The following is a 26794-nucleotide window of genomic DNA, read 5'->3' as shown; positions in this document are numbered from 1 at the left end:
GAGAACAGAAAATGGCTTTGATTTTGACATTTTTGGGCAAAGGCGGCACTGGCCGCAGTACGATCGCGATCGCAACAGCTAAAAAATATGCCGCTCAAGGCAAGCGAGTTCTGCTGCTCGGCCAAGATCCGGGCCCTGCATTGGGTATTCTGCTAGGGGCTCCCCTGACTCTCAGCCCCCAAGAAATCGCCCCCAACCTCAAAGCAGTTCAGGTGCAAAGCGCGCCGCTGCTAGAACGCAGGTGGGACGAAGTTAAACAACTAGAAGCTCAATATGTCCGTACTCCGTTTTTCAAGGAGATTTACGGTCAAGAATTAGGGGTGTTGCCGGGAATGGACAGCGCGCTGGGGTTGAACGAACTTCGGGAATACGAGGACAGCAAACAATACGATGTAATTGTTTATGACGGCAATGGCGGCATGGATACGCTGCGGATGCTGGGAATGCCGGAAATTCTGAGTTGGTACATCCGCAGGTTCCGTCAAGTTTTGGTAGATTCGGATTTGGTGAAAGCGGTTTCACCTTTTATTCAACCGGTTGTCAGTACCGTGTTGACTGTGGATTTGTCGGGAGACAATGCTTTTCAATCGACTAAGCAAGTCGATAATCTTTTGGATAAGGGTAAGGCAGCGCTGGCTGATCCGAACCGCACGGCGGCTTTTTTGGTGACGACTGGGGATGCAAGTGCGATCGCAACTGCTCGCTATCTTTGGGGAAGTTCTCAACAAGTTGGCTTGACTGTGGGCGGTGTCATTGTCAATCAAGCAGCGGTTACAGAAGCTATTACTGCCGATTTTGAGCCTTTGACGGCTGTTTCGGTTCCGTCGCACAATGAGAATAACTGGCAGCCGCTAATTGATGCTTTGCCAGATTTTTCTGAGGGGGCAAAAGCTCCTAAACCCATTAACATAAACATTGCACAGCGTCAAGTTAGTTTGTTTTTGCCTGGGTTTGACAAGAAAGAAATTAAATTGATTCAATCCGGGCCGGAAGTGACGATCGAAGCGGGCGATCAGCGGCGCAATATTTTGCTGCCTCCGGCGCTAACTGGGAAATCTGTTACTGGTGCTAAGTTCCAAAACGGTTACTTGATTATTTCTTTTTAGGGTAAGGAAGAAGGCACTCTAAGAGATTTTGACACGGATACACTGATGAATTATCGAGTTCTCTAATATCATGTCTCGTTGATTCGCGATCGTATAATTTGTGCGATCGTAAGGGCGGGTTTCACAAACCATAATCGCCTGAAACAAACAATCTCGAAAACCCGCCCCCACCCAACGAACAATCGAAATGTACATTCAGATTGGCCGTGGGGCGGGGGCGGGTTTATTTATCGTTGGAATAATTGCAAATATTTCGGGTGAACGCGGCCCCTACGAAGGACGGAATTGATATCATTTACAATACAATATTATTAGCAGCCAATTTGGGGAAACAGCAATGGTTACACAACTGCAATCTCCCGACAAATCAAATATTATCTACCCCGATGATAACGGAGAACCAATGTCAGATAATACTGAGCAATTCCGATTAATCGTTTGGATTAAGGAAAATTCCGAACTATTATTTGCGAATGACCCGAATGTTTTCGTGGCAGGCGACTTGCTTTGGTATCCCGTGGAAGGAAATAATAAACTTTGCCAAGCACCAGATGTGATGGTAGTTTTTGGTAGACCAAAAGGTTATCGTGGTTCCTATCAACAGTGGAATGAAGATAATATTGGGCCACAAGTTGTGTTTGAAATTTGGTCGCCGGGAAATCGACCCGCTCCAATGATTCAAAAGTTCAAATTTTACGAACGTTACGGTGTAGAAGAATACTATTTGTACGACCCGCAAACCTTAGAATTGACAGGATGGCAGCGGGTTGAGGAAGAGTTAGAGGCGATCGAACAAATAGACGGTTGGATTAGTCCCAGACTGGGGGTGCGCTTTGGATTGTCTGAAACCGGACTCGAAATGTTCGGGCCGTCGGGAGAACCGTTTGTGAGTTTTGTGGAACTCGCTCAACTGCGACAGCAGGCGGAAGCACGGGCACAGGAAGCAGAGGAACGTGCCACTGAGGCACAAACTTTGCTGGAACAAGAACGATCGCGATCGCAAGCTTTAGAATTAAGACTCCGAGAAATGGGAATCGACCCCAATCAATTGTAATAGGAGAAGGAAAGCACTCTCAGAGATTTTGACACGGATACACCAATTAATTATTGAGTTGCCTAATATCATGTCTCGTGGATTCGCGATCGTATAATTTGCGATGTCGTAGGGGCGGGTTTCACAAACCATAATCGCCTGAAACAAACAATCTCGAAAACCCGCCCCCACCCACGGTAAATCGAAATGTACATTCAGATTTACTGTGGGGTGTGGGCGGGTTTATATAGATTGTTGGTCATCGTTATATATTGTTGGTGAACCCGCCCCTACGAACCAAATGTACATTCAATCGCCAAATCTGCTACAATCTCCAGACAGGTTTCACAATTACTGGTAAAGTTAATCCCTAACTTCCAAACCATCGACTATTATGAAAGCAAGAGATATTATTAGTCTGCAAGCCCTTGGTGCTGCTTTAGCTAAACTAGATTCATCTGTCCAGCTTGGCGAGTTGGAAGAGAATATAAGTCGTCAGATATTGGCTTTAGAAAAATTAGCAGAACAAAACAACACTCTGAACGAGATTTACACAAAAGAACGCCTCGACTTAAAAGAGCAGTACCAAGCAAAATCAAAAGACAAACGCTACAACGAGACAAGTGACAGCATTTACAGCACCGATGCTGCAAATTTAAGCCCTTCTTTTCCTCAGCCGCCTGAAGAAAGGGAAAATCCCTCTGAAATAGCTAAAGCTTTTGACAATTTAATTGCATCTTTTAATAAAATTAAAAGCCTGTACGCGGTTGAAAACCCTATAGAAAGTTTTCAAATCATCATGGAACAAGAAGCGATCGCACCTTTGATTTTGGAAGGTTACGATCGCATTCTAGCGATATTTCCTACGGCAAGATTAGGCTTGGAAGTGAAAACCGATCCTGAAATTGCCAACTGGCGATCGCTGTGGATTACCATTTACACCAAACTCGAAGTCGAGGAAGCTTTTGCAAAGTTAAACATCCTTGATGATAGTTGGTGGCTCGAAGCTAAAAGAGCTGCCCCCAAAAATGATTTACATATTAGGCTTGAATGGGAATAAAATGAGATTTGATTGGTCTGAATATTTGAATTTAGCTCAAGAATTAGCTGCCACAAATAGTGACTGTTCAGGTAACAGGGAAGCCAAGTTGCGATCGGCGATAAGTAGAGCATACTATTCGACATTTTGCCTAGCGCGGAATTACTTACGCGACATTGAAAAAGACCCAAGACTTTTTCGTAATAATCGCGATATAAACGAACATCAATATGTAGCAAAAGAATTTATATACCACCCAACTCAACTGAAAAATATGGTCAAAATAGGTGAAAATTTAAGCAGATTGAGAGAACTTAGGAATAAAGCTGATTATGAAGATATTATGTTTAACTTACAAAGAGAAGCGAGAACTGCGTTAATGCTAGCTGAAAATATTATTTCAGCGTTAAGTAAGTTAACTCAATAATCCGGTAAATCTGAGATGTTGCACCCTTCTCAATAAGCTTTTTATGAACAGGCAAGATGCCTGTTCCACAAGAAAATTCACTCTTTGTGGAACAGGCATCTTGCCTGTTCTTGAGAATGGTGCAAGATGTGAGGTAAATGGGAATCGATCGCAATAAACTTTAATAGCAACTCGTGCAAAAACCCGGCTTCTTGAAGAAACCGGGTTTTTTAAGACAATTACCTAACTTTTACCGTTACCGTTTCCATTGCCGCCAGTTGTTAGCAAAACCCGCTTAGCTAAAGGTTCCGGCACTTCTTGCAATCGATCGAACTCCCAATTAAAAAATCCTACTCCCATTGTCTGCGATCGCAATTCTACGATCAAATTCTGCATTTCTGCGATCGGCAAATAAGCAGAAACTGCATCCCATCCCTTCCAGCCTTTTTTTCCTTCGTAGCCGAGAATTTGGCCGCGGTGTCCGCTGACCAACTGCAACACCTTTGATGTACACTCGTTCGGAGCGCAAATTTCAACTTTGGCTATCGGCTCCAGCAATGCCGGTTCGCACTTGGTCATTCCCTCCTGCATCGCCAAACGCGCCGCTTGCTTGAAAGCTTGTTCGGAACTGTCCACAGAATGGTAGGAACCGTTCGTCAGCGTCACCGCTACGTCTACCACGGGGAAACCCAGCGGGCCGCGATCCAAATACTCGCGCACTCCCACTTCCACGCCGGGAATGTACTGTTTTGGGACGACGCCGCCGACTATTTTGTCGCTAAAGGTGAAACCTTCTCCGCGTGGCTGCGGTTGAATGTCGAGGTACACGTCGCCAAATTGTCCGTGTCCGCCGCTTTGGTGTTTGTAGCGCCCGTGGATGGAAGATGCGGGTTTGCGGATGGTTTCTTTGTACGGCACTTGCGGTAAGTGAGTCGCCATCGGCAAGTTATACTTGCGGCGCAACCTGTCTAAAGCTACTTTCAGGTGGATTTCGCCTTGACCCCAAAGTATAATTTCGTGAGTGTCCCCGTGCTGTTCCCAGACTAAAGATGGGTCTTCTTCTAGCAATTTAGCTAAAGCGGAGCTCAGCTTAACTTCATCGTTGCGCTTTTCTGGGACGATCGCCTGTGCGTAGACAGGCGGGATGATTTCGGCTTTTGGCAATTCTTCCGATCGGTCTTGCGCCAGCGTATCGCCTGTTTTCAAGCCTTCTAGCCTTGCCAAAGCCACAATTTCCCCGGCGCTGGCGGACTGCAAACTGTGCGTTTGCTGGCCGGTCAAGCGGTACAAACCGTTAACTCGAACGCCGTTCAAAATTGCTCCGTCTGCCAGCGTCCCCCGCCACATTCTCACTAACGATAGTTTGCCTCCCTGCGGCGTGTAATAGGTTTTGAGGATTTGAGCCAGAACTTTGTTTTCACTTTGTATAATGCCACGACGATCGGCTGTAGTTTCGGGTGTCGGCGCTTCCCTCAGCAAAGCTTCCAGCAGAGGCCGCACGCCGAAATCTTGTTCGGCGATGCCGATGAATACTGGCACAATTAAATCTGCGCCTAATTCCATCTTTAAATCGCGGGTAATTTCTTCGGCGTCGGGATTGATTTCTTCGAGCAATTCTTCGAGTAAATGGTCGTCAAAATTCGCCAATTCTTCGAGCATTTGCTGCCGCGCTGCGCTTTCTTGTGCTTTGAGGTGTTCTGGAAGCGGGACGGGATCTGCGGCGGCGCCCGGATGGTAGTGGTAAGCTTGTTCGGTTACTAAGTCGATAAAACCGATGATTTGTTCGTTTTTGCCGATCGGATATTGGTGAGGTACGATCGGTCTACTGGAAACGGATTTGAGCGCGTCGATCACCTCGGTGAAGTTGCTGCCGCAAGTAGTTTCGTCTGTGTAAGCTCGATCGATCTTGTTGATGAAAACTAAGTGGGGAATTTCCCAATCGTCGAGGAATTTAAACAGGGGTGCGAGGGTTAAAGTGCGATCGGCAACGGGTTCGCAAACAATTATCGCCGCATCCACACCAATCAGCGCATTGTAAGTTTCTTGGACAAATTCTACCGAGCCCGGACAGTCGAGAAATGTGAAGCGGACGCCTTGATATTCAGCGGTGGCGGCGTTTACTTCTACGCTCATTTGGCGATCGCGCGCTTCCGGCGAACTGTCACCTATTGTGTTGCCATCTTTGACATTTCCTTTGCGGGTAATTGTCCCTGTCACCGACAGCAAACTTTCGAGCAGTGCGGTTTTACCGCTTAAATAAGGGCCAACAATTGCAACGTTCCGCGCGGCCCCAATGACATTTTCGTTCATATTGCCTCCAACAGAAAACTTGTTTTCCATTGCTCTGGGTGCAATCAGTTCTATACCATTTTCTAGACTTGTTCTAGGTTAATTTTTATTGCATTTTCGAGCAACTTCAGATTTTGGTATGATTCAATACTTTTGACCGTAGCGTGTTTTGAGTAACAAAACACAGATTGTATTTTTTCTTAATATTTTGAATTTTTAACCGCAGATGAACGCGGAGCGGATTCTCGTTCCCAGGCTCTGCCAATTGGTAACAGCTTAAGACTGAAGCTCATAATAAATGTCGCTTGTTGTTGAGTCTCGATCCCCCTAAATCCCCCTTAAGAAGGGGGACTTTGAGAAGAATCTTGTCCCCCCCTTGTTAAGGGGGGTTTGGGGGGATCTAGGCTTCGATATAAACAAGAGAGACGGTTAGTTTAACGTTAAAGTGTCACCAATGGGCTCGGCCTGGAAACGAATTTCACTCTTGCTCTGCCTCGATTTTAGCTGTTTTTCGTGTCTAATTTCTCAGCAGTCGCAAACCGCTTAAGGTTACTATTACTGTAGAGCCTTCGTGACCGATGACGCCTAAAGGCATGGTGATATTTCCGAAAAAATTAGCCGCTAATAACAGCACAATGCAACCGAGTGCAAAAACAATATTTTGTTTGACAACATTTTGAGCGCGGCGACCCAAACTAATTGCTTGAGCTAGTTGCTCTAACTTATCTGCCATTAATACGATATCAGCAGTTTCTAAAGCAACATCACTCCCGGAAATACCCATCGCAATTCCCACGGAAGCTTGAGCGAGGGCGGGGGCGTCGTTGATGCCATCTCCTACCATTGCTACAGTGTGATACTGGGTTTGCAGTTGTTTAATTGCCTGCACTTTGTCTTCTGGCAAAAGTTCGGCGTACACTTCATTGATGCCTAATTGACGGGCGATGTGTTGAGCTGTTTGCTCGTTGTCGCCGGTTAGCATAATTATATGTTCTACGCCTAATTTTTGCAAGCGTTTTACCGTTGCTGCTGCTTCGGGGCGGAGGGTATCTGCTACTGCAATGATTCCTAAAAGCTGAGCGCCCTTTGCCACCCAAACAACTGTTTTACCTTCGGCTTGCAACTGCTGGCTGATTTGAGCTAATTCGGAAGTTGCTTCGACAAATTCGGCTTTACCAATGGCAATGATTTGATTGTTGACTTTGCCGACAATTCCTTGACCGATTTTTGCTTGTACATCGGTAGCGGTTGACAATTGTAACTGTTGCTGCTGGGCGGCACTGACTATTGAAGAGGCGATCGCGTGTTCGGAATGAGCTTCTAGGGCTGCAGCCAATTGCAGAACTTCTGTTTCAGTATATCCGGCTGCTGGTACAATTTGGATAACTTCAGGTTTTCCCGTGGTGAGAGTTCCGGTTTTGTCAAAGGCGATCGCCCTGACTTTACCAATCATCTCTAATTGCGCGCCACTTTTAAACAAAATCCCCTGTCTCGCCCCATTAGCAATTCCCGAAAGCAGCGCTGGCATAATCGAAGCCATCAGCGCGCAGGGGGATGCGACTACTAGGAAAATCAGCGCCCGATAGATTGTCTCTTCCCAATTCCAGCCCAAAACAAAGGGCGGTAAAGTTGCCAGCAGCAAGCCTAAACCGACAATTAATTTGGCATAACCGCGCTCGAATTTTTCCACAAACATTTGAGAAGGCGGGGCTGCTGTTTGCGCTTCTTGAACCAGCCGAATCACTCGCTGAATCAAGCTGCTTTCTGGAGTTTTATGAACTTCTAGTTTCAACGCCCCGACACCGTTAATTGTACCTGCATAGACTTCATCGCCGCTGGTTTTTTCCACGGGCATCGATTCGCCGGTCATCGAGGCTTGATCGATCGCACTGTAGCCTTCAATAATTATCGCATCGGTGGGGATGATTTCTCCGGGCTTGACTAAAATGTAATCGCCAATTTCCAATTTGTCGATCGCAACTTCTCGTTCCCCGCCGTACATTACCACCCTAGCAGTATCCGCAGTCAAACTCATCAAACTGCGGATGCTGCGTTCAGTCCGCTGCATAGCATAACCTTCCAGCGCGCCGCTAATTGCAAAGATTAAAATCAACACCGCACCGTCAACAATTAAATGATATTCTTGCCGCCATAGCCCCAAACCGGCCGCGCCCAAAGCAGCGACAATCATTAACAAATCTACATCTAATTCGCGTTCTTGAAAAAGTGTAGTTAAGCCTTCGCGGGTGCTGGAATAGCCGCCGATAACATAAGCTGCGGGTAAGATTAACACGGCTACACCCAGCCAGCCGAATTGCAGGGCTAGCGAACCCAAGATTACTAGAATTCCGCACAGGGCGGCAGTTAAAGCGTCGGGATGTTCTGCGGCGAGGCGCCAGAGGCGAGAAATGGGGAGGGAATTGGGAGTCATGGGGGAAATTTGATTTGGTAGAATGACTCCTTTACCCTAAACCTTGACATTAATGTCAATGTCAAGAGTGAAACCAAAATAAATCCAGCATCCACTCGCCCCTCGTTGAGTCCCAGAGTCCGACAGTCCGACAGGGAATGAATTCCCTGTCTCATAGCGCAAGTCCTCTGAAAGAGGACTGAAGATAGCTGAGAATTGAATTTAATCTTTCAGTCGGTTTTAACTGAGACGTTGCACGATTCTCAAGAACAGGCAAGATGCCTGTTCCACAATAAAATTGATCTGTTGTGGAACAGGCATCTTGCCTGTTCCTAAACAAGTAATTGATATTGGTACAAAATGTGAGTTTTAACCGACTTCTGCTATGAGGGGGAAATTGATTCACTCCTAGGACTCTGGGTGAATTCGAGAACCAAATATACAATCCCAAAATTCCCAAAATCGGATGCAAGAATACCTGACAATCAAACAACTTACCGAAGCGGCAAAAGGCACAATTACCCCTCGGATGGTGCGACATTATCACACTTTGGGGCTGCTATCTCCGGCGGTGCGATCGACCTCTAACTATAGATTGTATACCCGCAGCAACGTGCAAAGACTCCAAAGAATAGTTGCACTCAAGCAGCAAGGCTTTCAACTGTCTCACATCCGCAAACTATTAGAAACAGACGCGGATGCTTCCCCGGATGCGCTGATGGCAACTCTGCAACGGCAATATCTGTCGGTTATTCAGCAAATTGTTCGCCTCAGAGAAACGGCTTCGGCGCTGGAAGGATTGCTGGGACGGGATATTTCCTGTCAAGCGGTGCAAGCCGACGCCCTGGCGCAATTAAGGCTGTTGCAGGCGGAAACTGAGGGGGGGTTGGATGAGTTGGAACAACTTTGGGAGGGTTGGGATGCGGGGGCGCACACTCACCCGGAGGATTTTGGGGAGTCGTTGCAGCATTTGTTGCCGGATTTGCGCGATCGCTCGGAAATTGAGGTAGACTTGCTTTCTAAACTGGTGTTAGCCTGCGGAGATTGTTCGCTGCTGCCGTTTGTGAAGTTGAGCGAAACGGCGATTAAATCGGCGCGGGAAGCTTTGAAAAATCAGTGTCAAATTGTGGCTGATGTGCCGCCTGTTTTTGCGGCTTTGGATCGGACAAGATTGGCGCATTTGGGAACAAGTATTGCAACTTTAATTGATGACCCGCACATCAATGCGGCGGCGGAAGCGGAACAGGAATTCTGGCAGCAGCGTGAGTGGTTTGAAAAGTTGTTGAAACTGGAAAAGGGATGTATATTGGTGATAGGATATGCGCCGTCTGTGCTGATGGCGGTTTGCGAGGCGATCGAGAGTGGGCAACTGCAACCGGCTTTGGTAATTGGTATGCCGATCGGTTTTAGTCATTCTCCGGTGGCGAAACGGCGGTTAGTGCGATCGGGCGTTGCTTATATTACGACTGTGGGGACTTTTGGCGGCGGGTTGTTGGCGGCGGTTGCTTTGAATGCTTTGGTTGAGTCTTTGATTGAAAAGCCGAATTGTCACTGTCATCTTAAGTAAAAATTGGCTTGAGAAAAGCTTACAACTCACATTTTCCTGTATCGGGATTTGTTTGATAGCGCAATAATCGCTTGAAACCTAGTTCAAAGAGTATGGCAAAAAGAATTGTTTATATTCTAAGTATTACTCCGATTTTTCGGGGTTTAAGACAGCAATACCGGACTTACTTACTCAGGATTCTCTCACCCATAAACAAGATTTGAATTCTATTTTAACCTAAAAATTTCGGAGCTTCAAGCCAGAGCAATTAACCGCAAAAGGTACTCAGCTACTCACCATTGTCTTTGACCGTGGTGAGTATATGTTGTACTTTTTAAAAGGGAAGCTCAGTTATTCTGGCTGCCGATCTTGCACTGAGGCGGCATCTTTGACTCGTGTTTTGGGTTGGCTGTTAGCATAAGCACGAATCAAGGCAGACTTCTTAAGCCGTTTGACGCCACTCAAAACCAAGAGTGCAAACAGCGTTCCTATCAAACTCATCACCCACAAACCGCAGCCTGCCGCTGCACCTAATCCGGCAGCCAACCAAATAGTTGCGGCGGAAGTTAATCCTTTTACTTCAGCTTTACCCACTGGGTATTGAGTTTGTTGCAGAATGATTCCGCCCCCCAGAAAGCCTACCCCTGTGGCAACTCCTTGGATAGTTCGGCTCAAAGCATTGGAAGAGGAAAAGGTGCTGTCGCCATCCATCTGCAAAGGAATCATTACAAATATAGCTGCGCCTAGACTCACAATCATAAAGGTTCTTAAACCTGCTGGTCTACCTGGCTGCTGGCGGTTCATACCGATCGCGAAGCCTACCAGTAGTGCAGCCGTCAGCCTAAAGGTGACTGTTTGCCAATCGTTGGGGCTGAAAAAGATAGAACTCATTGCCTGTACTCCTACTAGAACTGGCTCTTCACGCGCACGCATTCCCTGGCGTGGCAGGCTGACTCAATCTAACTCCGGTTAGTTGCTAGATTTACTAGGGAATTCAGGTTAAGTTTAAGTTAAGACTAAGTTAAATTCAAGTAGAGGTTCGGTTCGATGTGCGGGCCCGAAACGTCAAGCGCTGGAAATCGCACGCTTTGTTGAGGCGCTTGGGTAATAGCTTGCAGAGAAATATCTGCGGTTGCAAATTTACATCGTTGCTTCTTTCTTCACCACTTGCCCAAAGCCCCCCAAACAGTACCCGAAACCACCCCCCAAATCGCCCCCAAACCAGCCCCGACGATCGCCCCCGCCACAGGCCCCAACTGCACCGGCACCCCAGCGCTAACAGCCGGAAACATCGCAGAAACCAACGCCCCCAACACAGCACCCGCAAAAGTCCCCAAAAAACTGCCCCAAATCGCCCCCAAAGTCCCACCCTTCAAGCCCGAAGGCTGAAACGAAATCGGCAACTTCGGCGAAAACCCGCACAAACCCAAGAAACCCCCAGAAACCACACCTCCAACAGAACCCACACCAGCCGCCACGATCGCCACACCCAGCAACAAACCCGCAAACTCATTCACCGGCCGCATCTGGACACCGTATTGCTGCCAAACCACCAACCCAGCCCCCAACAAAACACCAGCCAGAGTCCCCACAAACGAGCCCCAGACCGCCCCCAAATACCCTCCGCGCCGGCCCCACACCCTCCCTGCCGGCAGCGCCAGAGGAGGCCGAAAACTCGCCCAAACACAGCCCCAGACGGCACCAACCCCCGCCCCAGCCAAAATTCTCTCCCCGATTCCCGGAGTGCTATTAATCGCGCCAAACACCGCACCGCCGATCGCCGCCAACAAAAAAGCGCCCCAAGCCGCCCCCACCACAACTCCGCCCCACTTCCGCCAAATCTGATTCGGCGCCAAAGTAAAAACGCCCCACATCATCCCAAAAAAACAGCCCCAAATCGTACCAACAAAAATCGCCCCCAAAATAGCGCCGCCGCCCTCAGCTATTACCGAATAAATCCCCCCGATCGCCGCCAAACACAAACTGCCCCAAACACCTCCCCAAGCAGCATCCTGAACAATGCGCTCAAACTTGCCCACGGGAACCCGAGGCGCCGGAGTCCGACTCCGAGGAGACATCGGCATCGGCAGCAAGGGCACTGCGTACTGGCCGATGGGGCGCGACAGCCCCGTGGAGGGCTGTTGCCGGCGCACTGCGGGCTGCATCACGACGGGCGGTGGTTGGGGCTTTTTACGCTTCGTTTTCGCGGGCTGCAAGTGCAATCCGTTGTTGACTGCTTGCCGCGAAGGAAACGGATCGCGCCCTTTGAGGAGTTTTGCCCGATCGCACCAAGGGCACCGACTGAGATGATTTCCGTATTTATGCTGAGTGTTTTTGCTGCAAGTAACCAAAGCATCTTCCGCTTCCCGAATCGCATTCACCCAAGTTTTCGCATCCGGGCGCGCCGCAGGATTGCCGTGCCCTTCCTCAAAACAGCGGATAAACATCTGCCGCAGCCGCGGATGCAGCATCTCAAAAGGAGGCGCAGCCGGCATCGGGCGGTAGGGAATCCGCTTCGTACCTGTGGGGAAATGGCCGGATCGAATTCTCGCTTCCAAAGGCGGTGGTTCATCGCTACCGAGATAAACTCCCGAAAACGGGTGCGTACCTTCCATCAGCAATTGAAAAATTAATACTGCTAAACCGAACAAATCGTGCTCTGGAGCTCGATCGATATCGCGGAAAGTCTGGCCCTGCAACTCTGGCGGCGTAAACTCGGGTTTCCCCACGGGACACCGATAAACGTAACCCGTATAAGGATCGCGGACTTGAAACGAATCCGTGTCTACCAGCGTTACCAACGCCGTATCCGTCACCAGAATGTTCGACTCGTTTACGTCGCCGATGACGTAACCCCTGACGTGGAGGGCATTTACAGCCGAGGCGAGATTTCTGGCGGTACGGTGGAGGTAAAGATAGCTAAATAGAGGTTTTTGTTCGCGCCTGGTTTTGGGAGTGTAAAAAGTGTGTACCGGCATCACTTTGTTGACGCGCGGCATCACAAAACCGACAATTTTTTCTCGCCCGCCGACAGTATGCAGCAAATCGATCGGCCAAGCAATGGAAGCGTGCCCGGGTTCCGCGATCGGCGCATCCGGCGGCATACTGAACATGACTGTGAGTTTGTCGCCGTCTTCGTCTGTCGGTTTGTGGTAGATTTTTGCTACAAGGGACGAGTCTTGGGCGATCGGGTAGATGCGACCTTCACCGCCACTGGCGATCGCGGTTTTGGTGTCGATCGCAATCAGTTGTCCGCTAAATTGGCGCTGCAACTGCATATAATTCCGTTAGGGGATACAGGATTTGGAAGCCATCACTCAATAAATTTGACTTGCCCATTAAATCTTACCAAAATAATTGGGTCTAAAGCCCCGTCCTTATAGGAAGGCTTTAATTGATTGCCGATTTTTGTTTTAATCGTTTAGTTGCGTTAGTATCTATTTTTCAAATTTCCTTGCCTTCTATTTAAGGTAGAGTACAATGACACTTATACCACAGGTAGAATAACCGCCGATACACATGAGACACCAAGCTCAAACGACTGGTCGGAAAACAATAATGGTTAGTGGGTGGCGAAAACCACGAAAAACATAGCTAGGCTGACTAACGTAAGCCAAAACCAGAAAAGTAAATTTTTGGAAGTTAAAACGTACCGTAGGGCATCCGGTAACATGAGAAGTAATTCTCGAACGCTTGGGGAGATAAAACCCTCTGGGACTAACTAAATTAGGCTCAATATTTGGTTCCTTTGAACGGATATTTGGTTTAAGTATTGCCGCAAGGATAGATAGTTTTAAGGTATGTCGCCAGAACCAAGAATCCCCCCGCCTTTAGGCCCGGGAGTGTCAACTTTGTTATGACTTAGGCATCGGTGACGAGAGACCGAGTTTTTCACCAAAAGAGGCGTTGCAGCCCGCAGATTCGGTAAAAAACCCGGTTTCTTGGGTGGAAGTGGGTAAGCCCTGTTGCTGTTGGTGGGATGGGCGTCCCGCCCGTCCGCGCTATCAAAATTAAATATAAACCAGCTTCAAATCCACCGACAATAACAACATTTTATCCTCAATTTTTTGTCTGACGGCCGGTGTCACCTGACAATTATCGCTGTTGAGGCATTCCACCAGCAAGTTGTGGGCATAGTAATACTGTTTCAGCAAAGTTTTCTGTTGGGGGCGAAAGTCTCGATTGTAGCCGATCGCAGTTTTGAATTTTGCCAGCCAACAGCTACCGAACTCTTTGCGCCAGTTTTTCCAGTTTTGCAAATCAGGCATCTCAGTCTGAAATTGTGCCAGCAGTTGTTTAATTTCTGGTTCAAGATCCAGCGCCCAAATGCCAACCAAAATACCCGCCACATCATTATTATCAAAAGCCAATTTCAGAGACTCGTTAACATCTGCAAATTCTACATTTTTTCCAGTTTTTGCCAAACAATTCCGAAACTTGCGAACTTTCGATCTATCAAACTTCTGACTCGGATCGAGGACGCGAGTCAAAGCCAAATCGAGGACGCAAACTAAGGCTACATAAAAAGCGCGATTTTCGACTGGTTTAAAATTCCTTTGCACTAACTGAGACTTGTGATTTGCCCAGATTAGTAACTGCTGCAAAGTTTCATCTTTAGCCGCCATACTGTCTAATTTTTGTTGCATCAGCAGCAAAAGTTCGTCAGCCGGTTGCAAAATGCTGACAACTCTCACAAATTCATTTTTCCACTTTTTGTCTGTAATCCGGCTGACCAATTCTGGCAGCGATTCGGGGTTCGCACTGTCAATCAGATATTCTGGTTGAGTGTCGCTTTCCTCTAGCAGTTCGTCAACTGCACTTTTGATAAAGTTATCCACCAACCAGTCGCGGGTACGCGAGAAATTGCTCTCCAACTCTAGGTAATGACTGCCTAATTTTGCCTTAAAGTCTTTGGGAAAAATCTTTTTAGCCACTAACATATTTTTCCAGCGAGTTAGCTGGCTGGCGCTGCGTTCGGGAAAGCGGTTGTACAAATAGTCGATCGCGATCGCCTCTAGAATATCCGCACCCAGAATTTCCCGCCGTTTCAGCTCGTTTTCGGGCCCTATTTGTCGCCGCTGAGTTAAATCCCCCTGCTGGCTAACAATTGGTTCAATCAAGTGCTGAATCAGCCAGTTTCCCCCACAGAAAAAATTCCGCTCAAACTCCAAGTAAATCGCGCCAAACAAAGCCTCAAAAGTCTCCGAAAGCAATCTATTGTACTCGCTTTCGTCTGTTTGTTTCCGATTCCATACGCGCCAACCGAGTTGGTTTAACTTCAAATTTTGTGCAAATTCCGCCAGTTTTTTCGGGTCTGCTAAACGAGCTTTTAAAGTTGAGATCGCATCTGGAGCGAGTTCTGGATATTCGCGGTACAGGTAATCGGTAACAACAGCACCGAAAACCGCCCCGCCTAAGAGTGACAGCCGTTTGTACTTAACGTCTTGCCAAGCGGGAGACTCCTCGGGGCGATCGGAGTAATCGCTGGTATAGTAACGGCAATTCAAGGCGATTTCCAGCAGTTTAGTCTGCTGAAAGCTGGGAATGTCGATCGCTGCTTTGACTGCTTCAATATCTACATTATGTTTAATTCGCTCTAATTCTTCTTCACATTTACCCCACTTTTCCAACCAATCACCGCCCGCATCTTCCACATACAAATCCACAAAATCTACCCCGTAATTCATCCATTCATCCTGCATTATTCTGGCGGCTTCCAATTCTTCCCAGACTTTCTGCAAGTTATTTTCAACTGCGTTCGTACCTTGTACAGTCATAGTATTTGATTTTGATGTAATTTGATTTGATTTCCAACAATTCACGGCGATTAAATCAAATCTCAATTCAATTTAGGCCGAGTTGCTAGTTATTTCACTCTTATTGATTGCTGCGGTAAATCTTCCCGTTGCTTAGCCTTCGTATCCAGCACCTGTTGTCGCCGTCTGGCAGACCCCTCCCGGAACCAGAAAAGGGGAGGAAGAATCTTGCTCCGCCTTCGCTTTTGCGGGAAGCTGTCTGGGGACTAGGCTTTTGGCATTGTCGAGAATGGTGCAATATGTGAGTTAGTCAAAATTTCTTTTTCACCGAGTTGGGAGCAGTCGAACTATTCTCAGCAGCATATCTGCTTGATTTACGGGAACTTGAGGTAACGACCTGCGGGCAAATTATCACTATTATATAATGCAATGTTAACTAACTGGTTCAAGAAATTTGCATCATTTTTATCATAACTTAAAAATAATCCTCTGTCAATCCCCCAATCTTGAAGAGTTTGTTGCCAATTATGATATTTTTGTTCAGAGAATTCATCCGAAAGAGTAGTCACTTGAATGCAGAGGGGCTGCTGTTGGCGGCTGCTAACGATGGAATCGGTTGCCATAGAAAGATCGGCAACATATCGATACAAAACAGTGCCTTGGCGATCGACAATTCGGGCTGCGATCGCACGAATGACGAGATCGTCACCCGGATCGAATTTACCGGCTTTTAGTTTTTGTTTCCAGATGTAAAATTTGCGATCGGTTTCGCTCAGCCATTTAGGAAATAGATAGCTGTACCAATACCTTTCCCCAGGAGTCATTAACTCAAAAGCGGCTTTTTTTTCTATTTCCGAAGGTAGAGATTGAACGGCCAGCCAAACCTGAGAATCTCGGATAAGCTGCAGCAAAAAAGCCATCACAAATTTTTTAGCCGTTAGCGAACCGGGTTTAACATCTTTCACCCAGCGATTGATTTCATCCAATCTTCTCGCCAAACTGGGATCTATTGGATCTGCTGCGCTAATTAGGGAGTTGAGCTTATCCTTAATCTCTTGTGCTTGCAAACGACGACCTACTGTACAAACTAAAGCAGAATTGTTGACACCTCGATTTTATTATAGAACCGCGCCAAATTTTCACCGCTCATTAGACATTTCCAACAATTGTTCAGGGGTAGGTATCCTGACAGCCCTTGACTTGATCTTTAGGAGATGTCTATTGAATAGTTGCTGCCGATGCCCGCAGGCGCAGGTACAATAAAACCAAATAAACATTCATCAACGATCCGGCTAAAAATCCGAGTACATTAGCCACAAGCTTAGATGCTAGCAAATTTCCCGTCGAACTGATTAATAGGACAATCAACAATATTGGCACGAAAACAACAAAAAGTATCAGAAAATACGATCGAAATACCAGCCACCAGCGCCCTTTAGTTAATTCCCAACTGCTGCTAAGACTGTCGATCACCGAAGAGTTATCAATGACGGTAGCGTACAATGAAAATATTAAGCGATATGATACATAAAGCCCGGGAATTATTAGTGCAATGCAGCCAGCGAACACCAGCAGGAAACACATAATATAAACCCCAATGAGTGGCAGCAATCTTCTGTTTGCTTGATTGAAAGCCTGACCCACAGTTACGTTATTTTTTGTCAAACTTCGGTAAGTGTAGAAAATCATGGCTCCCGACAACAAAGGAAGTGCCACGAACCAGTAGATAATATTGAAGGCAACACCTGCTGAACCTAGCTTGCCCAAACTATTGAGCGCGGCAAATATCAAACTGGGAGAGTTGATTATCAACAGGGGAGCGTATAGAGGCCCCGTAGTAGCAAATGTTTCTCGCAACAAGCTTCTGGCACTAATTCGTGGAGCTGTCATAACTTTTTATCCGGCTTTTGTAAGTTGATTTGAACAAATCAGACATTACTCGAAAAAGTTGCTAACAATAATGTTAAGTCATCATCGGTGCGTTCGGAAACGCGGGGCGATCGCAAAAATGACTCTAACTGCTGTTTCGCATCTTCCTCTTCTTTCCACTCGCCAGAAAACCGAAACAAAGGCGCAAAAAACGGCCCGTGCGGCGTGCCTTCCGGGATTTTGAGAGCTAGCATTTGCAAGCCGTCGGAAAAAACTGCCAAGTGCCGCAGTTTTTCCCGCAGTACCTGAAATTGCGCTGTTTCGATCGCATTTGGCGAAATCAAAAAGATAGTTTCGTTGATGTATTCGCCGCATGGAGGTACAGTCAGGCCGATCGCATTTCCTACACTGTCACCTGCTACCGCCGCACCGTCGCCGATTTGAGCAACTGCGATTAATTCCGGCGTCGCAACAACCGCAATTAAAGTGCAGGCTAAATCTCTCGCAGCCACTTCCCGCACAGCCGCTTCTGCTTCCACCTGCGCCCGCGCGACTTGCAGTGATGCTGTCAAGAATACTTGCCATTCGTCGTCATGTTGAGGCAGCCTTTCCTGTTGCTGGCAAATCGTTTCAACAACCGCTTCCACAGCAATTTTCGCCCCAACTTCTGCGAGTGCTGCCGAGCCCGCGCCGTCGGCAACTGCGGCTACCAAAACACCGTTCGGCAAGAGACGCCAGCAGTGGGCATCTTGACAGGGCTGCGATCTTTTTTCGTGGCTCGTACCTATCACCGATGCCGCTACAACTTGCCAATTGAAGGATGAATTCTGCATTAATAACTCTTTAACTCAAAACTTCGTAAATTCACAACTATGCAAACTCTGGACGGGTTTATTTATCCCTAATTAGGTGGCGATGCACACCACACCTTACTTATTATGTAGGGCTCCATGCACACCGCACCTTAGCGCTTGTCACTTACTAATGACCAATGACTTCCAACTAATAACTAAACAGTTCCCCATCCGGGTGGTGGCAGTGCTACTTGTTCATCAATTTTTGAGTGAGAAACTCTCTGCATACTAGCCGACAGCCAGATGAACATCTCTCTAAAGTCTAATCCTCTCAATTTTACAGGCGTGCGCTCGACAATTTGCGCGAGACGGGGGATATTAGCACCTTCCACTCCGACTGCAAAAAATGCCACGCGCTTGTTAGTTTCTTCCTCTTTAATCCGCTGTGCTGCTATTTCCACCACATCGTCGGATTCGCCTTGAGGTTCGCCGTCGGTAATCATGAATACCCACGGGCGGTAGTAGGTAATGCCGTTGTTGCGGTATTCGGATTTGCGGGCGGCAATGGTGTCTAGCGCTTGCTGAATGCCTGCGCCCATGTGGGTTTGTCCTTGAGCTGTCAGCAGTGGCGTCTCGAACTGGTCGGCGGTCACGAAGTCTTGCACGACTTTGATATGATTGTCAAATGAAATAATCGCGACTTCGACTCGCTTTTTAGCTAGTTCGTCTTTAATTAGGTCATTCCTAAAGATTTCCAGCCCCTCATTCAAGGCATCTATGGGTGCGCCTTGCATGGAGCCGGAGGTGTCCAGCAGGAGGACGCAGGGACAGCGCGGCTCTGGGTTTTCGGCAAATTCTACGGCTTCGTCTAGTCTCATGGTTCGGGGTTGACCTGGGAGTGGCTCGATTTCTAGGTTTGTTACTTTACTCTATCAAGTCAGTAACAAATTTAAGTGCAAATTGCTAGGGCGATCGCATTTTACCATTTACGTGAATCGATTTTAGATTTTTGATTGTATATTTTAGATTTGAGAATTGGATGTCTGCCGTCAAAAAAACAAATTTCTTCCGGCCTGTGGTAATATAGACTAATAGTATTACTGCAAAATAAGGATAAATCTTATGATTGCAACAGTCACACAGAAATTAACCTTTGACCAATTCCTTGTAGAATGTCCAGAAGATGGACTCTATGAACTGGTAAATGGAGAAATTGTAGAGAGGAATTCCACAAGAAATCATGATGATGTTGCTGATTTTACGTCTGACTCATTTAAAGATCAAATTAAACGGCTAAGTTTAAATTATGTAGTCAAAAATACCGCCGTTATCAGAACTGTAAGTAAAGCCGGCATCGAACAAGGGCGGAGACCGGATGTCAGCGTAATCGAGCCTGATTTGTGGCGATCGAACCGTTCTGCTTATTCTGCCTTACGAGAACCAATTCAATTGGCTGTGGAAGTAACATCAACAAATTGGGAGGACGATTATATAGACAAATTGGACGAAGATCGGCGCCTCGGAATTCCTGAGTATTGGATTGTCGATTATTTAGCAATTGGTAGCAGGGAATTTCTGGGAAATCCCAAAGTTCCAACTGTATTTGTCCACCTTTTAGATGCAGAGGGCAACTATCAAAGAAGCGCGTTCAAGGGCAGTGAACGAATTGTGTCGCGGACTTTTCCCGAATTAACCCTGACAGCAGAAGAGGTGATGAATGTTTAACTTCGGTTAATCCAGCTAGCCAGACTATTCTCCATAAAAAATAACTGAAAATATGAAATCTCTTTCTGATAAAAAACTTTCCGATCAAAAAGCTATTAGCCCTTGGAGTTACAAACCTTGGTGGTGTCAGCCTTGGTCGATTCTTTTAACTGGTACTAGCCTGATTAGCGGTAGTTGGTTTTTATTAAAAACTGTTTGGATAACTGTTTTAGTCGCGCTTCCTTTATTAGCTTGGATGGGTTTTTTCTTGTTAGTTTGGCCGAGGTTGATGCTGTCTAGCGGAGTTTTGGATTCCGATGCAGATTAGGTTTTGGTGACGCGCACCTTATGTTTAGGATAAGGTGCGCGGTCATTGGTGTGAACTTAACGTTAAACCCTCTGTCCGGCAGGGGTTTCAACAAGAACCTCCAAGCGAAAGTCCTCGCTATGAGGACTAATGAGTTCTTCAGTCCTCTTTGAGAGGACTTTCGCTATAAGACAGGGAATTCATTCCCTGGCGGAGTGCCGGGTGAGCGAGAGGACTGGCGGACTAAAAGCTTAAGTTGACACTAATAGTGCGCCCTGCACACCCTAAACATAGGGTGTTTCGCAGTCTAGGTTTGCGGGTAATAGTCTTGAATTGCTTTTACTTCCATCGGGTGGGATTTGAGCGATCGAATTCCCGCTGCTGTCGCTTTGGCACCGGCTATTGTCGTAATAATCGGGATTTTGTAAGTCAAAGCTGTGCGGCGGATAAAGATTCCGTCGGCTCGGGATTCTTCGCCGGAAGGTGTGGTGATAATTAGTTGAATTTTCTCATTCTTGATCGAATCCAACAAATTCGGCCGCCCTTCGTGCAGTTTTAATTCCAAATCTACCTCTAAACCTTGCTCTCGCAAAACTTTGCGTGTCCCGTGAGTTGCGACTACTCTGAAACCCAATTCTAAGAATTCCTTGACAACGGGTACAACTGCTAGTTTGTCGCGATCGCGCATCGAAACCAGCAGGGTTCCAAACAGCGGCATCATTTGTCCCGCGCCGAGTTGAGCTTTGGCAAAGGCTTTGCCAAAATCAGTGTCAATTCCCATGACTTCGCCGGTCGATCGCATTTCTGGCCCTAACAAGGTATCAGCGCCCGGGAACTTAGCAAAGGGCAATACAGCTTCTTTTACCGAAACATGAGTGGGTATAATCTCTTCAGTAAAACCCAAAGCTTCTAGAGTTTTGCCAGACATGACTCGCGAGGCCATTTTTGCTAAGGGAACTCCGATCGCCTTGGACACAAAAGGTACTGTCCGAGAAGCGCGCGGGTTAGCTTCCAAGATGAAAACTTCTTCCCCTTGAACAGCAAATTGAATATTCATCAACCCGATTACTTTCAGGGATTTTGCTAATTCTACAGTCCAGCGACGGATTGTTGCCAAAGCTGCATCAGAAAGCGTTTGGTAAGGGATAGAACAAGCAGAGTCGCCGGAGTGGATTCCCGCTTCCTCGATGTGCTCCATAATACCGCCGATCGTCACATTACCAGTAACATCGGCGATCGCATCTACATCAACCTCGATCGCGTTCTCCAAGAACTTATCAATTAAAATCGGATGATCGGGTTCTACCAGCACGGCATAGGTCATGTAACGTTCCAATTCCGTATCGGAATAAACAATTTCCATGGCTCGCCCGCCTAATACGTAACTCGGTCGCACCACTACCGGATAACCGATCCGTTGAGCTACTATTAAAGCATCCTCAAAACTGCGGGCTAAACCGTTAGCAGCTTGCTGAATATCCAATTCCCGCAGAATCTTTTCAAATCGCTCCCTGTCTTCTGCAGTATCAATGGAATCCGGCGAAGTTCCCCAGATTTTTGTTTGTACATCGGGGTGATTTTCCAGAGATTTTTGTAAAGGAACCGCTAATTTCAGCGGCGTTTGGCCGCCAAACTGAATAATTACTCCTTCTGGATTTTCGGCTTCGATGATGTTGAGAACATCTTCTTTTGTTAGCGGTTCAAAATACAGGCGATCGCTCGTATCATAATCCGTCGAAACCGTCTCCGGGTTTGAGTTGACCATAATTGTCTCAAAGCCGTCTTCTCCTAGGGAATAGGAAGCGTGACAGCAGCAGTAATCAAACTCAATTCCCTGACCGATCCGGTTCGGCCCGCCACCTAAAATCATCACTTTTCGCTTGGTAGAAGGCAAAACTTCCGACTCCGGTGCGAGACTGTGGCCTACAGGCGAAACTTTCTTTTCTTCATCGCCCAATTCCCAAATTGCCGCTCCCGCTTCGTAGGTGGAATAATAATACGGTGTAAACGCTTCAAATTCAGCGGCACAGGTATCGACTGTTTTGTAAATCGGAATTACGCCTAACTGTTTGCGGTAAGCGCGGACTTGATCTTCCGATGTTTTGGTGGCGTAAGCAATTTGGCGATCGCTAAATCCCAACTGCTTTACTTCAAACATTGTCTCTTTTGTCAACTGGTCCAACCGCGTTCGTTTCAAGAACTTCTCAGTTTCCAGCAATTCCTGCATTTTATCCAAAAACCAAGGATCGATTCCTGTAAACTCGAAGATATCTTCCACCGACATTCCCATCATCATCGCGTGGCGAACTGTAAAAATCCGATCGGGATTTGGCGTCCGCAATCCGGCGCGAATTTGTTCCAAACTCGGCAACTTTTCCGGTTTGTCGCACCCGAAACCTGCGCGGCCTGTTTCCAATCCCCGCAGGGCTTTTTGGAAGGATTCGTTGAAGCTGCGCCCGATCGCCATTACCTCCCCAACAGACTTCATTTGCGTTGTCAGAGTCGGTTCGGAACCGGGAAACTTTTCAAAGGCAAATCGGGGAATCTTCGTCACCACGTAGTCAATTGTCGGCTCAAAAGACGCCGGAGTTTTCTTGGTAATATCGTTGGAAATTTCGTCTAGGCTGTAACCTACCGCTAATTTTGCCGCCATTTTTGCAATGGGGAAACCCGTTGCTTTCGAGGCCAAGGCGGAGGAACGGGAAACCCGAGGATTCATTTCAATAACGATGAAATCTCCGTTGACAGGATTGACGGCAAATTGAATATTGGAACCGCCGGTTTCAACTCCGATTTCGCGGATAATTTTCACCGAAGCATCCCGCAGGCGCTGATATTCTTTGTCTGTAAGAGTTTGCGCCGGGGCGACGGTGATAGAATCGCCGGTGTGGACGCCCATCGGGTCGAGATTCTCGATCGAACAAATAATCACCACATTATCTGCCAAATCTCGCATTACTTCGAGTTCGTACTCTTTCCAACCAATCAAAGATTGTTCGATCAAAATTTGCGATACTGGACTGGCATCAATCCCGCCTTGGGCCATTTCTTCAAACTCTTCTTGATTGTAAGAAATGCCACCTCCCGTCCCTCCCATTGTAAAAGCAGGACGAATAATTAACGGATAACTGCCGATTTGGTGACCAATTGCTTTGGCTTCGTCGAGAGTGTTAGCAATTCCCGAAGGGCAAACTGCGACGCCAATTCGCGCCATCGCTTCCTTAAATAATAGCCGATCTTCTGCCATTTCAATTGCTGGCAATTTAGCACCAATCAACTCGACATTGTACTTTTCTAAAACGCCATTTTTAGCGACTGCAACTGCTAAATTTAGCGCCGTTTGACCGCCCATTGTCGGTAAAATTGCTTGAGGTCTTTCTTTAGCAATGATTTGTTCGAGGATGGCCGGCGTTAGAGGTTCGATGTAAATGCGATCGGCAGTTTCCGGATCGGTCATAATCGTTGCAGGGTTGGAATTGACCAACACTACTTCAAAACCTTCTTCTCGCAAAGCTTTGCAAGCTTGTGTCCCTGAATAGTCAAATTCGCACGCTTGACCGATAACAATTGGGCCGGAACCAATGAGAAGAATTTTTTTTAAGTCTTGACGACGGGGCATAGGTTCGTAATTGGTAATTGGACAAGGTGGAGGATTAATTTGATATTTTGCATCAGTCTTAGAAACAGGCTTTCTGAGCTGTTCCCCCCAAAGCTTACTCAAAATAGTGCAAGTTTTGTTGTTAATTTGAAATTGTGCACCATTCTCAGCATTTTGGAAGCAGAACCTCGCAACTCCGGCTGACAGACACCCCCAGCTAACCAGAAATATTGATGAGAAAAGGGTGCGGTCGATCGGTAAATCAAGACTATTTTAAGTGTTGCGGTCAAATCGTGTTCTAAAATACACAATCCCGGTATTCCGCCTGATTAATCATTGTAGAGACTTCAGCCAAACCGTGTCCTGACTCTGGGGAACGGGTAGAATTAACCGGGTTGGATGATGAAATTTCCCGTAGCTTGCGGGGCGGGACGCCATCACCCTCCGAGGATGTGACAATCAGAGATCCAGCTATGTAGCCGCGGCGATTGAAGACACGGCATTGCCGTGTCCCTAGCGTATTTCAGCCTATTTTTAAGCTTTGCGCGATCGGCGAATGAGTACGCTTATCACTTGTCCCGGCTGTGCGCCTCGCTGTGGCGGACTCCAATCCCCGACTTGGGCAAATCCCAGTCGGTACAAGGTGTGGATGGTTTCTAACACGGCTGCGCGGGAACCGACAACCGTTATCCGCACGACTTCCTGTTCCGATACTGCTGAGTCGGAATTTGGACGCGCGGACAAGTTATCGTCAGGTACGAATTCCTGTGACATAATATGGTCTCCTGGTTTTTGGTTTTCTAGGAAAACCCAAAAACCCAGCCGCCCCGCACGTTAACACAGAGCAGGGCGGCTACACAGAGTGTTAAAATTCTCCATTAGCCTCCATACTGGCGTAATCAGTTTGGCGGTTAGCTGTCCATTGCTGTTGGTAGCAGCTTTGGGCAGTGCAACTAGATTTTTGAGCGACGCGGGCTGCTTCCTCTTTGAGCAAAGCAGCCTTAATTTCACAGCGTAGCCGCAGATGGGGGCCGCCGTCAATCGATTTTAGATTTTAGATTTTAGATTTTAGATTGAGATTTTCCTGCAACAACTCTCGCACTCTCCCCGTCTCCCAGTCTCTCCCTCTCCCTCAATCCAACCTACTAGATGAGGGAATGCGCCGAGGAAGGGGTAAAATATGGAATCGTTCCAAAAGCTTAAAATCAAAAATCTAAAATACAGATATGCCTAGAACACAAGTGCGAATATTCCCTGCACCTGCTGCTTGAGGGCAACCACATCAATTTTAGATTTTAGATTTTAGATTTTAGATTGTCCTCCAACAACTCTCCCTATCTCCTATGCCTAGAACTCCCAGCGAATATTCCGTGCACCTGCTGCTTGAAGGCGGCCACCGCGAAGAAATCCGTTTTTCAACGCTGCAAGATTTTCAACAGTGGTATAAAACTCTGGTTCCCAAACAAGATTCGTCAGAATTTGTTAATGTCCCGATCAAAAATATTCAAGGCGAATACATGGTAGTTCGGCCTACCAGCGTTCTCGCAATTCGCGTAGAACCGGTATTTACTTCTAGCGTCGAACGATACGATGAATAAGGAAAAGTATCAATTGAGTAGGAAAGATTGGAAATTGAGCAAGATTTTTCGCTATCAGCTATTAGCCATCGCCTGTTGCGTTTTGGCGATCGCTTTTTCGGTGCCCGCCGTTGCAGCCCCGCCACTGCAACCAATTAGTCTAAATCAATTGCAAGCTGGCGAGTCGGATGATATCGCCTTTGACGCTCAAATCTGGGGCGAAAATGGCAAACCGGGCGATCGGGAATTGCTGTTAAAGTCGATGGACAACAGCCTCCGCTATCTCAATACATCGGCCGCCGCCACTGCTTACAGCCGCTATCCAGTCGCAGGAGTTACGCGCGATCGAGTTCGGCGTTCTCTCGATCGATTCCGCCAATTAGTTGTCAGTTCCACAACCCCTGCACAACTCCAGGAATCGGTCAAGCGCGAATTTGTATTTTACAAATCCACGGGCAAAGATGGCAAAGGAACAGTCGCATTTACAGGTTATTTCGAGCCGACTTACGCAGCATCTCGCACGCCTAATTCCGAATACCGTTATCCCCTGTACCGGATGCCGCCAAACATGGCATCTTGGCCGAAACCTCACCCGACAAGATTGCAATTAGAAGGCGAAGATGCTTTGCAGGCAAGTAAAGGATTGCTGCGGGGATTAGAATTAGTTTGGTTGCGCGATCGCTTCCAGGCATTTCTCGTGCACGTCCAAGGTTCGGCGAGATTGCAGCTAACAGATGGTAGCGTCATGACAGTCGGTTTTGCAGGCAAAACGAGTCACAGTTATACAGGAGTCGGGCGAGAATTAGTTAAAGACGGAAAGTTTACTTTAGAAGAGTTAAATTTGCCGAAACTAAGGGAATATTTCACCAACTTTCCCGGAGATATGAACAAATATTTGCCGAAAAATGAAAGCTTTGTATTCTTCCGGGATACTAATGGAGTTCCAGCCACAGGAAGCATTGGAGTGCCAGTAACTGCCGAAAGGTCGATCGCCACCGATAAAGCTTTAATGCCCCCTGGCGCACTAGCATTAATTAGTACAAAACTCCCTTACCCGAATGCGGCGGGACAACTCGAACAAAATGCGGTAAATCGCTACGTTTTGGATCAGGATACCGGCGGTGCAATCAAAGGCGCGGGGAGAGTTGACGTATTTATGGGAACGGGGGATTTAGCGGGCGATCGGGCCGGTTTTATCAACTCGACAGGAGAACTGTATTATCCGCTTTTAAAGTAGATTAATTCTACTTGATGTGATTGTTTGCTGTGCGTTGCAATCCCGGACACGGCACTGCCGTGTCCCTATAGATATTATCGCCGACAATCTCTATGTAAATTGCTATAAAATAGAAAATACCCA

22 protein-coding genes are annotated in these 26794 nt (G+C 47.1%); 9 read left to right on the top strand and 13 right to left on the bottom strand.

The window, feature by feature from the left end:
* Positions 1-11: 11 nt before the first annotated feature.
* Positions 12-1106, top strand: a complete 1095-nt coding sequence (locus QUA62_RS10385; RefSeq protein ID WP_190658800.1) for a Get3/ArsA fold putative tail anchor-mediating ATPase NosAFP — start codon at positions 12-14, stop codon at positions 1104-1106.
* Between the two features lie 18 nt (positions 1107-1124).
* Here the strand turns inward: QUA62_RS10385 and QUA62_RS10380 are convergent, their stop codons facing one another.
* Complete coding sequence (locus QUA62_RS10380) at positions 1125-1301, bottom strand: hypothetical protein (RefSeq protein ID WP_190658802.1); 177 nt, start codon at positions 1299-1301, stop codon at positions 1125-1127.
* A gap of 142 nt (positions 1302-1443) precedes the next feature.
* Here QUA62_RS10380 and QUA62_RS10375 point away from each other — a divergent pair, with 142 nt between their 5' ends.
* The 3 genes from QUA62_RS10375 (at position 1444) to QUA62_RS10365 (ending at position 3605) form a co-directional block, all read left to right on the top strand.
* Positions 1444-2160, top strand: coding sequence for a Uma2 family endonuclease (locus QUA62_RS10375; RefSeq protein WP_333403793.1), 717 nt, complete (start codon positions 1444-1446; stop codon positions 2158-2160).
* Between the two features lie 373 nt (positions 2161-2533).
* A complete protein-coding gene (locus tag QUA62_RS10370; protein WP_333403791.1) occupies positions 2534-3199 on the top strand; it encodes a hypothetical protein in 666 nt (221 codons plus the stop codon).
* 1 nt (position 3200) lies between these two features.
* Entirely contained in the window at positions 3201-3605 is a 405-nt protein-coding gene (locus QUA62_RS10365) for a HEPN domain-containing protein (RefSeq protein WP_333403789.1), read from the top strand.
* A 222-nt stretch (positions 3606-3827) separates the two neighbouring features.
* On the opposite strand, the gene QUA62_RS10360 is transcribed toward QUA62_RS10365, so the two are convergent.
* On the bottom strand, positions 3828-5894 hold the full coding sequence (locus QUA62_RS10360) for an elongation factor G (protein ID WP_333403787.1): 2067 nt from the start codon (positions 5892-5894) through the stop codon (positions 3828-3830).
* A gap of 496 nt (positions 5895-6390) precedes the next feature.
* On the bottom strand, positions 6391-8304 hold the full coding sequence (locus QUA62_RS10355) for a heavy metal translocating P-type ATPase (RefSeq protein WP_333403785.1): 1914 nt from the start codon (positions 8302-8304) through the stop codon (positions 6391-6393).
* 445 nt (positions 8305-8749) lie between these two features.
* On the opposite strand from QUA62_RS10355, the gene QUA62_RS10350 reads away from it, so the two are divergent.
* Positions 8750-9850, top strand: a complete 1101-nt coding sequence (locus tag QUA62_RS10350; protein ID WP_333403783.1) for a precorrin-8X methylmutase — start codon at positions 8750-8752, stop codon at positions 9848-9850.
* Between the two features lie 330 nt (positions 9851-10180).
* Here the strand turns inward: QUA62_RS10350 and QUA62_RS10345 are convergent, their stop codons facing one another.
* From QUA62_RS10345 to QUA62_RS10315, 7 genes are all read right to left on the bottom strand, one after another.
* On the bottom strand, positions 10181-10720 hold the full coding sequence (locus QUA62_RS10345; protein ID WP_333070929.1) for an MgtC/SapB family protein: 540 nt from the start codon (positions 10718-10720) through the stop codon (positions 10181-10183).
* Positions 10721-10989: 269 nt separating this feature from the next.
* Complete coding sequence (locus tag QUA62_RS10340) at positions 10990-13107, bottom strand: DNA-binding protein (RefSeq protein WP_333403781.1); 2118 nt, start codon at positions 13105-13107, stop codon at positions 10990-10992.
* Positions 13108-13839: 732 nt separating this feature from the next.
* Positions 13840-15606 carry an NACHT C-terminal helical domain 2-containing protein gene (locus tag QUA62_RS10335; protein ID WP_333403779.1) on the bottom strand — a complete coding sequence of 589 codons (1767 nt, stop codon included), beginning with the start codon at positions 15604-15606 and terminating at the stop codon, positions 13840-13842.
* A 353-nt stretch (positions 15607-15959) separates the two neighbouring features.
* Positions 15960-16652: a hypothetical protein gene (locus QUA62_RS10330; protein WP_333403777.1), complete on the bottom strand. Its 693-nt coding sequence runs from the start codon at positions 16650-16652 to the stop codon at positions 15960-15962.
* A gap of 151 nt (positions 16653-16803) precedes the next feature.
* Positions 16804-17475 carry a hypothetical protein gene (locus tag QUA62_RS10325; RefSeq protein WP_333403775.1) on the bottom strand — a complete coding sequence of 224 codons (672 nt, stop codon included), beginning with the start codon at positions 17473-17475 and terminating at the stop codon, positions 16804-16806.
* A 38-nt stretch (positions 17476-17513) separates the two neighbouring features.
* A complete protein-coding gene (locus tag QUA62_RS10320) occupies positions 17514-18287 on the bottom strand; it encodes a PP2C family serine/threonine-protein phosphatase (protein ID WP_333403773.1) in 774 nt (257 codons plus the stop codon).
* 176 nt (positions 18288-18463) lie between these two features.
* Positions 18464-19126, bottom strand: a complete 663-nt coding sequence (locus QUA62_RS10315) for a VWA domain-containing protein (RefSeq protein ID WP_190737639.1) — start codon at positions 19124-19126, stop codon at positions 18464-18466.
* A 244-nt stretch (positions 19127-19370) separates the two neighbouring features.
* Here QUA62_RS10315 and QUA62_RS10310 point away from each other — a divergent pair, with 244 nt between their 5' ends.
* A complete protein-coding gene (locus QUA62_RS10310; protein ID WP_333403771.1) occupies positions 19371-19973 on the top strand; it encodes a Uma2 family endonuclease in 603 nt (200 codons plus the stop codon).
* Positions 19974-20025: 52 nt separating this feature from the next.
* Positions 20026-20280 carry a DUF6737 family protein gene (locus tag QUA62_RS10305; protein ID WP_333403769.1) on the top strand — a complete coding sequence of 85 codons (255 nt, stop codon included), beginning with the start codon at positions 20026-20028 and terminating at the stop codon, positions 20278-20280.
* Between the two features lie 286 nt (positions 20281-20566).
* Here the strand turns inward: QUA62_RS10305 and carB are convergent, their stop codons facing one another.
* From carB to QUA62_RS10290, 3 genes are all read right to left on the bottom strand, one after another.
* On the bottom strand, positions 20567-23878 hold the full coding sequence (gene carB / locus QUA62_RS10300; RefSeq protein ID WP_333403814.1) for a carbamoyl-phosphate synthase large subunit: 3312 nt from the start codon (positions 23876-23878) through the stop codon (positions 20567-20569).
* Between the two features lie 513 nt (positions 23879-24391).
* Complete coding sequence (locus QUA62_RS10295; protein WP_333403767.1) at positions 24392-24631, bottom strand: hypothetical protein; 240 nt, start codon at positions 24629-24631, stop codon at positions 24392-24394.
* A 91-nt stretch (positions 24632-24722) separates the two neighbouring features.
* Positions 24723-24851, bottom strand: coding sequence for a hypothetical protein (locus tag QUA62_RS10290; protein WP_333403765.1), 129 nt, complete (start codon positions 24849-24851; stop codon positions 24723-24725).
* A gap of 349 nt (positions 24852-25200) precedes the next feature.
* Here QUA62_RS10290 and QUA62_RS10285 point away from each other — a divergent pair, with 349 nt between their 5' ends.
* Both QUA62_RS10285 and QUA62_RS10280 read left to right on the top strand, forming a co-directional pair.
* Positions 25201-25455 carry a hypothetical protein gene (locus QUA62_RS10285; RefSeq protein ID WP_006635668.1) on the top strand — a complete coding sequence of 85 codons (255 nt, stop codon included), beginning with the start codon at positions 25201-25203 and terminating at the stop codon, positions 25453-25455.
* Entirely contained in the window at positions 25448-26671 is a 1224-nt protein-coding gene (locus tag QUA62_RS10280; RefSeq protein ID WP_333403763.1) for a murein transglycosylase A, read from the top strand. The genes QUA62_RS10285 and QUA62_RS10280 overlap by 8 nt, the downstream gene beginning before the upstream one ends.
* The last annotated feature ends 123 nt before the right edge of the window (positions 26672-26794 follow it).

It is taken from the genome of Microcoleus sp. MON1_C1, assembly GCF_036701945.1.
In the GTDB taxonomy this organism is placed as follows: Bacteria; Cyanobacteriota; Cyanobacteriia; order Cyanobacteriales; family Microcoleaceae; genus Microcoleus.
The sequence above is the reverse complement of the archived record's forward strand: the minus strand, read 5'-3'. Positions and strand labels throughout refer to the sequence as shown.

What these genes read in the sequence shown, in the direction of transcription:
- QUA62_RS10385 (WP_190658800.1), top strand. Translation starts at nt 12, where the DNA reads ATGGCTTTGATTTTGACATTTTTGGGCAAAGGCGGCACTGGCCGCAGT.
- QUA62_RS10295 (WP_333403767.1), bottom strand. Translation starts at nt 24,631, where the DNA reads ATGTCACAGGAATTCGTACCTGACGATAACTTGTCCGCGCGTCCAAAT.
- QUA62_RS10325 (WP_333403775.1), bottom strand. Translation starts at nt 17,475, where the DNA reads ATGACAGCTCCACGAATTAGTGCCAGAAGCTTGTTGCGAGAAACATTT.
- QUA62_RS10375 (WP_333403793.1), top strand. Translation starts at nt 1,444, where the DNA reads ATGGTTACACAACTGCAATCTCCCGACAAATCAAATATTATCTACCCC.
- QUA62_RS10335 (WP_333403779.1), bottom strand. Translation starts at nt 15,606, where the DNA reads ATGACTGTACAAGGTACGAACGCAGTTGAAAATAACTTGCAGAAAGTC.
- QUA62_RS10380 (WP_190658802.1), bottom strand. Translation starts at nt 1,301, where the DNA reads ATGTACATTTCGATTGTTCGTTGGGTGGGGGCGGGTTTTCGAGATTGT.
- carB (WP_333403814.1), bottom strand. Translation starts at nt 23,878, where the DNA reads ATGCCCCGTCGTCAAGACTTAAAAAAAATTCTTCTCATTGGTTCCGGC.
- QUA62_RS10370 (WP_333403791.1), top strand. Translation starts at nt 2,534, where the DNA reads ATGAAAGCAAGAGATATTATTAGTCTGCAAGCCCTTGGTGCTGCTTTA.
- QUA62_RS10340 (WP_333403781.1), bottom strand. Translation starts at nt 13,107, where the DNA reads ATGCAGTTGCAGCGCCAATTTAGCGGACAACTGATTGCGATCGACACC.
- QUA62_RS10305 (WP_333403769.1), top strand. Translation starts at nt 20,026, where the DNA reads ATGAAATCTCTTTCTGATAAAAAACTTTCCGATCAAAAAGCTATTAGC.
- QUA62_RS10280 (WP_333403763.1), top strand. Translation starts at nt 25,448, where the DNA reads ATGAATAAGGAAAAGTATCAATTGAGTAGGAAAGATTGGAAATTGAGC.
- QUA62_RS10285 (WP_006635668.1), top strand. Translation starts at nt 25,201, where the DNA reads ATGCCTAGAACTCCCAGCGAATATTCCGTGCACCTGCTGCTTGAAGGC.
- QUA62_RS10310 (WP_333403771.1), top strand. Translation starts at nt 19,371, where the DNA reads ATGATTGCAACAGTCACACAGAAATTAACCTTTGACCAATTCCTTGTA.
- QUA62_RS10365 (WP_333403789.1), top strand. Translation starts at nt 3,201, where the DNA reads ATGAGATTTGATTGGTCTGAATATTTGAATTTAGCTCAAGAATTAGCT.
- QUA62_RS10320 (WP_333403773.1), bottom strand. Translation starts at nt 18,287, where the DNA reads ATGCAGAATTCATCCTTCAATTGGCAAGTTGTAGCGGCATCGGTGATA.
- QUA62_RS10345 (WP_333070929.1), bottom strand. Translation starts at nt 10,720, where the DNA reads ATGAGTTCTATCTTTTTCAGCCCCAACGATTGGCAAACAGTCACCTTT.
- QUA62_RS10355 (WP_333403785.1), bottom strand. Translation starts at nt 8,304, where the DNA reads ATGACTCCCAATTCCCTCCCCATTTCTCGCCTCTGGCGCCTCGCCGCA.
- QUA62_RS10315 (WP_190737639.1), bottom strand. Translation starts at nt 19,126, where the DNA reads ATGAGACTAGACGAAGCCGTAGAATTTGCCGAAAACCCAGAGCCGCGC.
- QUA62_RS10360 (WP_333403787.1), bottom strand. Translation starts at nt 5,894, where the DNA reads ATGAACGAAAATGTCATTGGGGCCGCGCGGAACGTTGCAATTGTTGGC.
- QUA62_RS10350 (WP_333403783.1), top strand. Translation starts at nt 8,750, where the DNA reads ATGCAAGAATACCTGACAATCAAACAACTTACCGAAGCGGCAAAAGGC.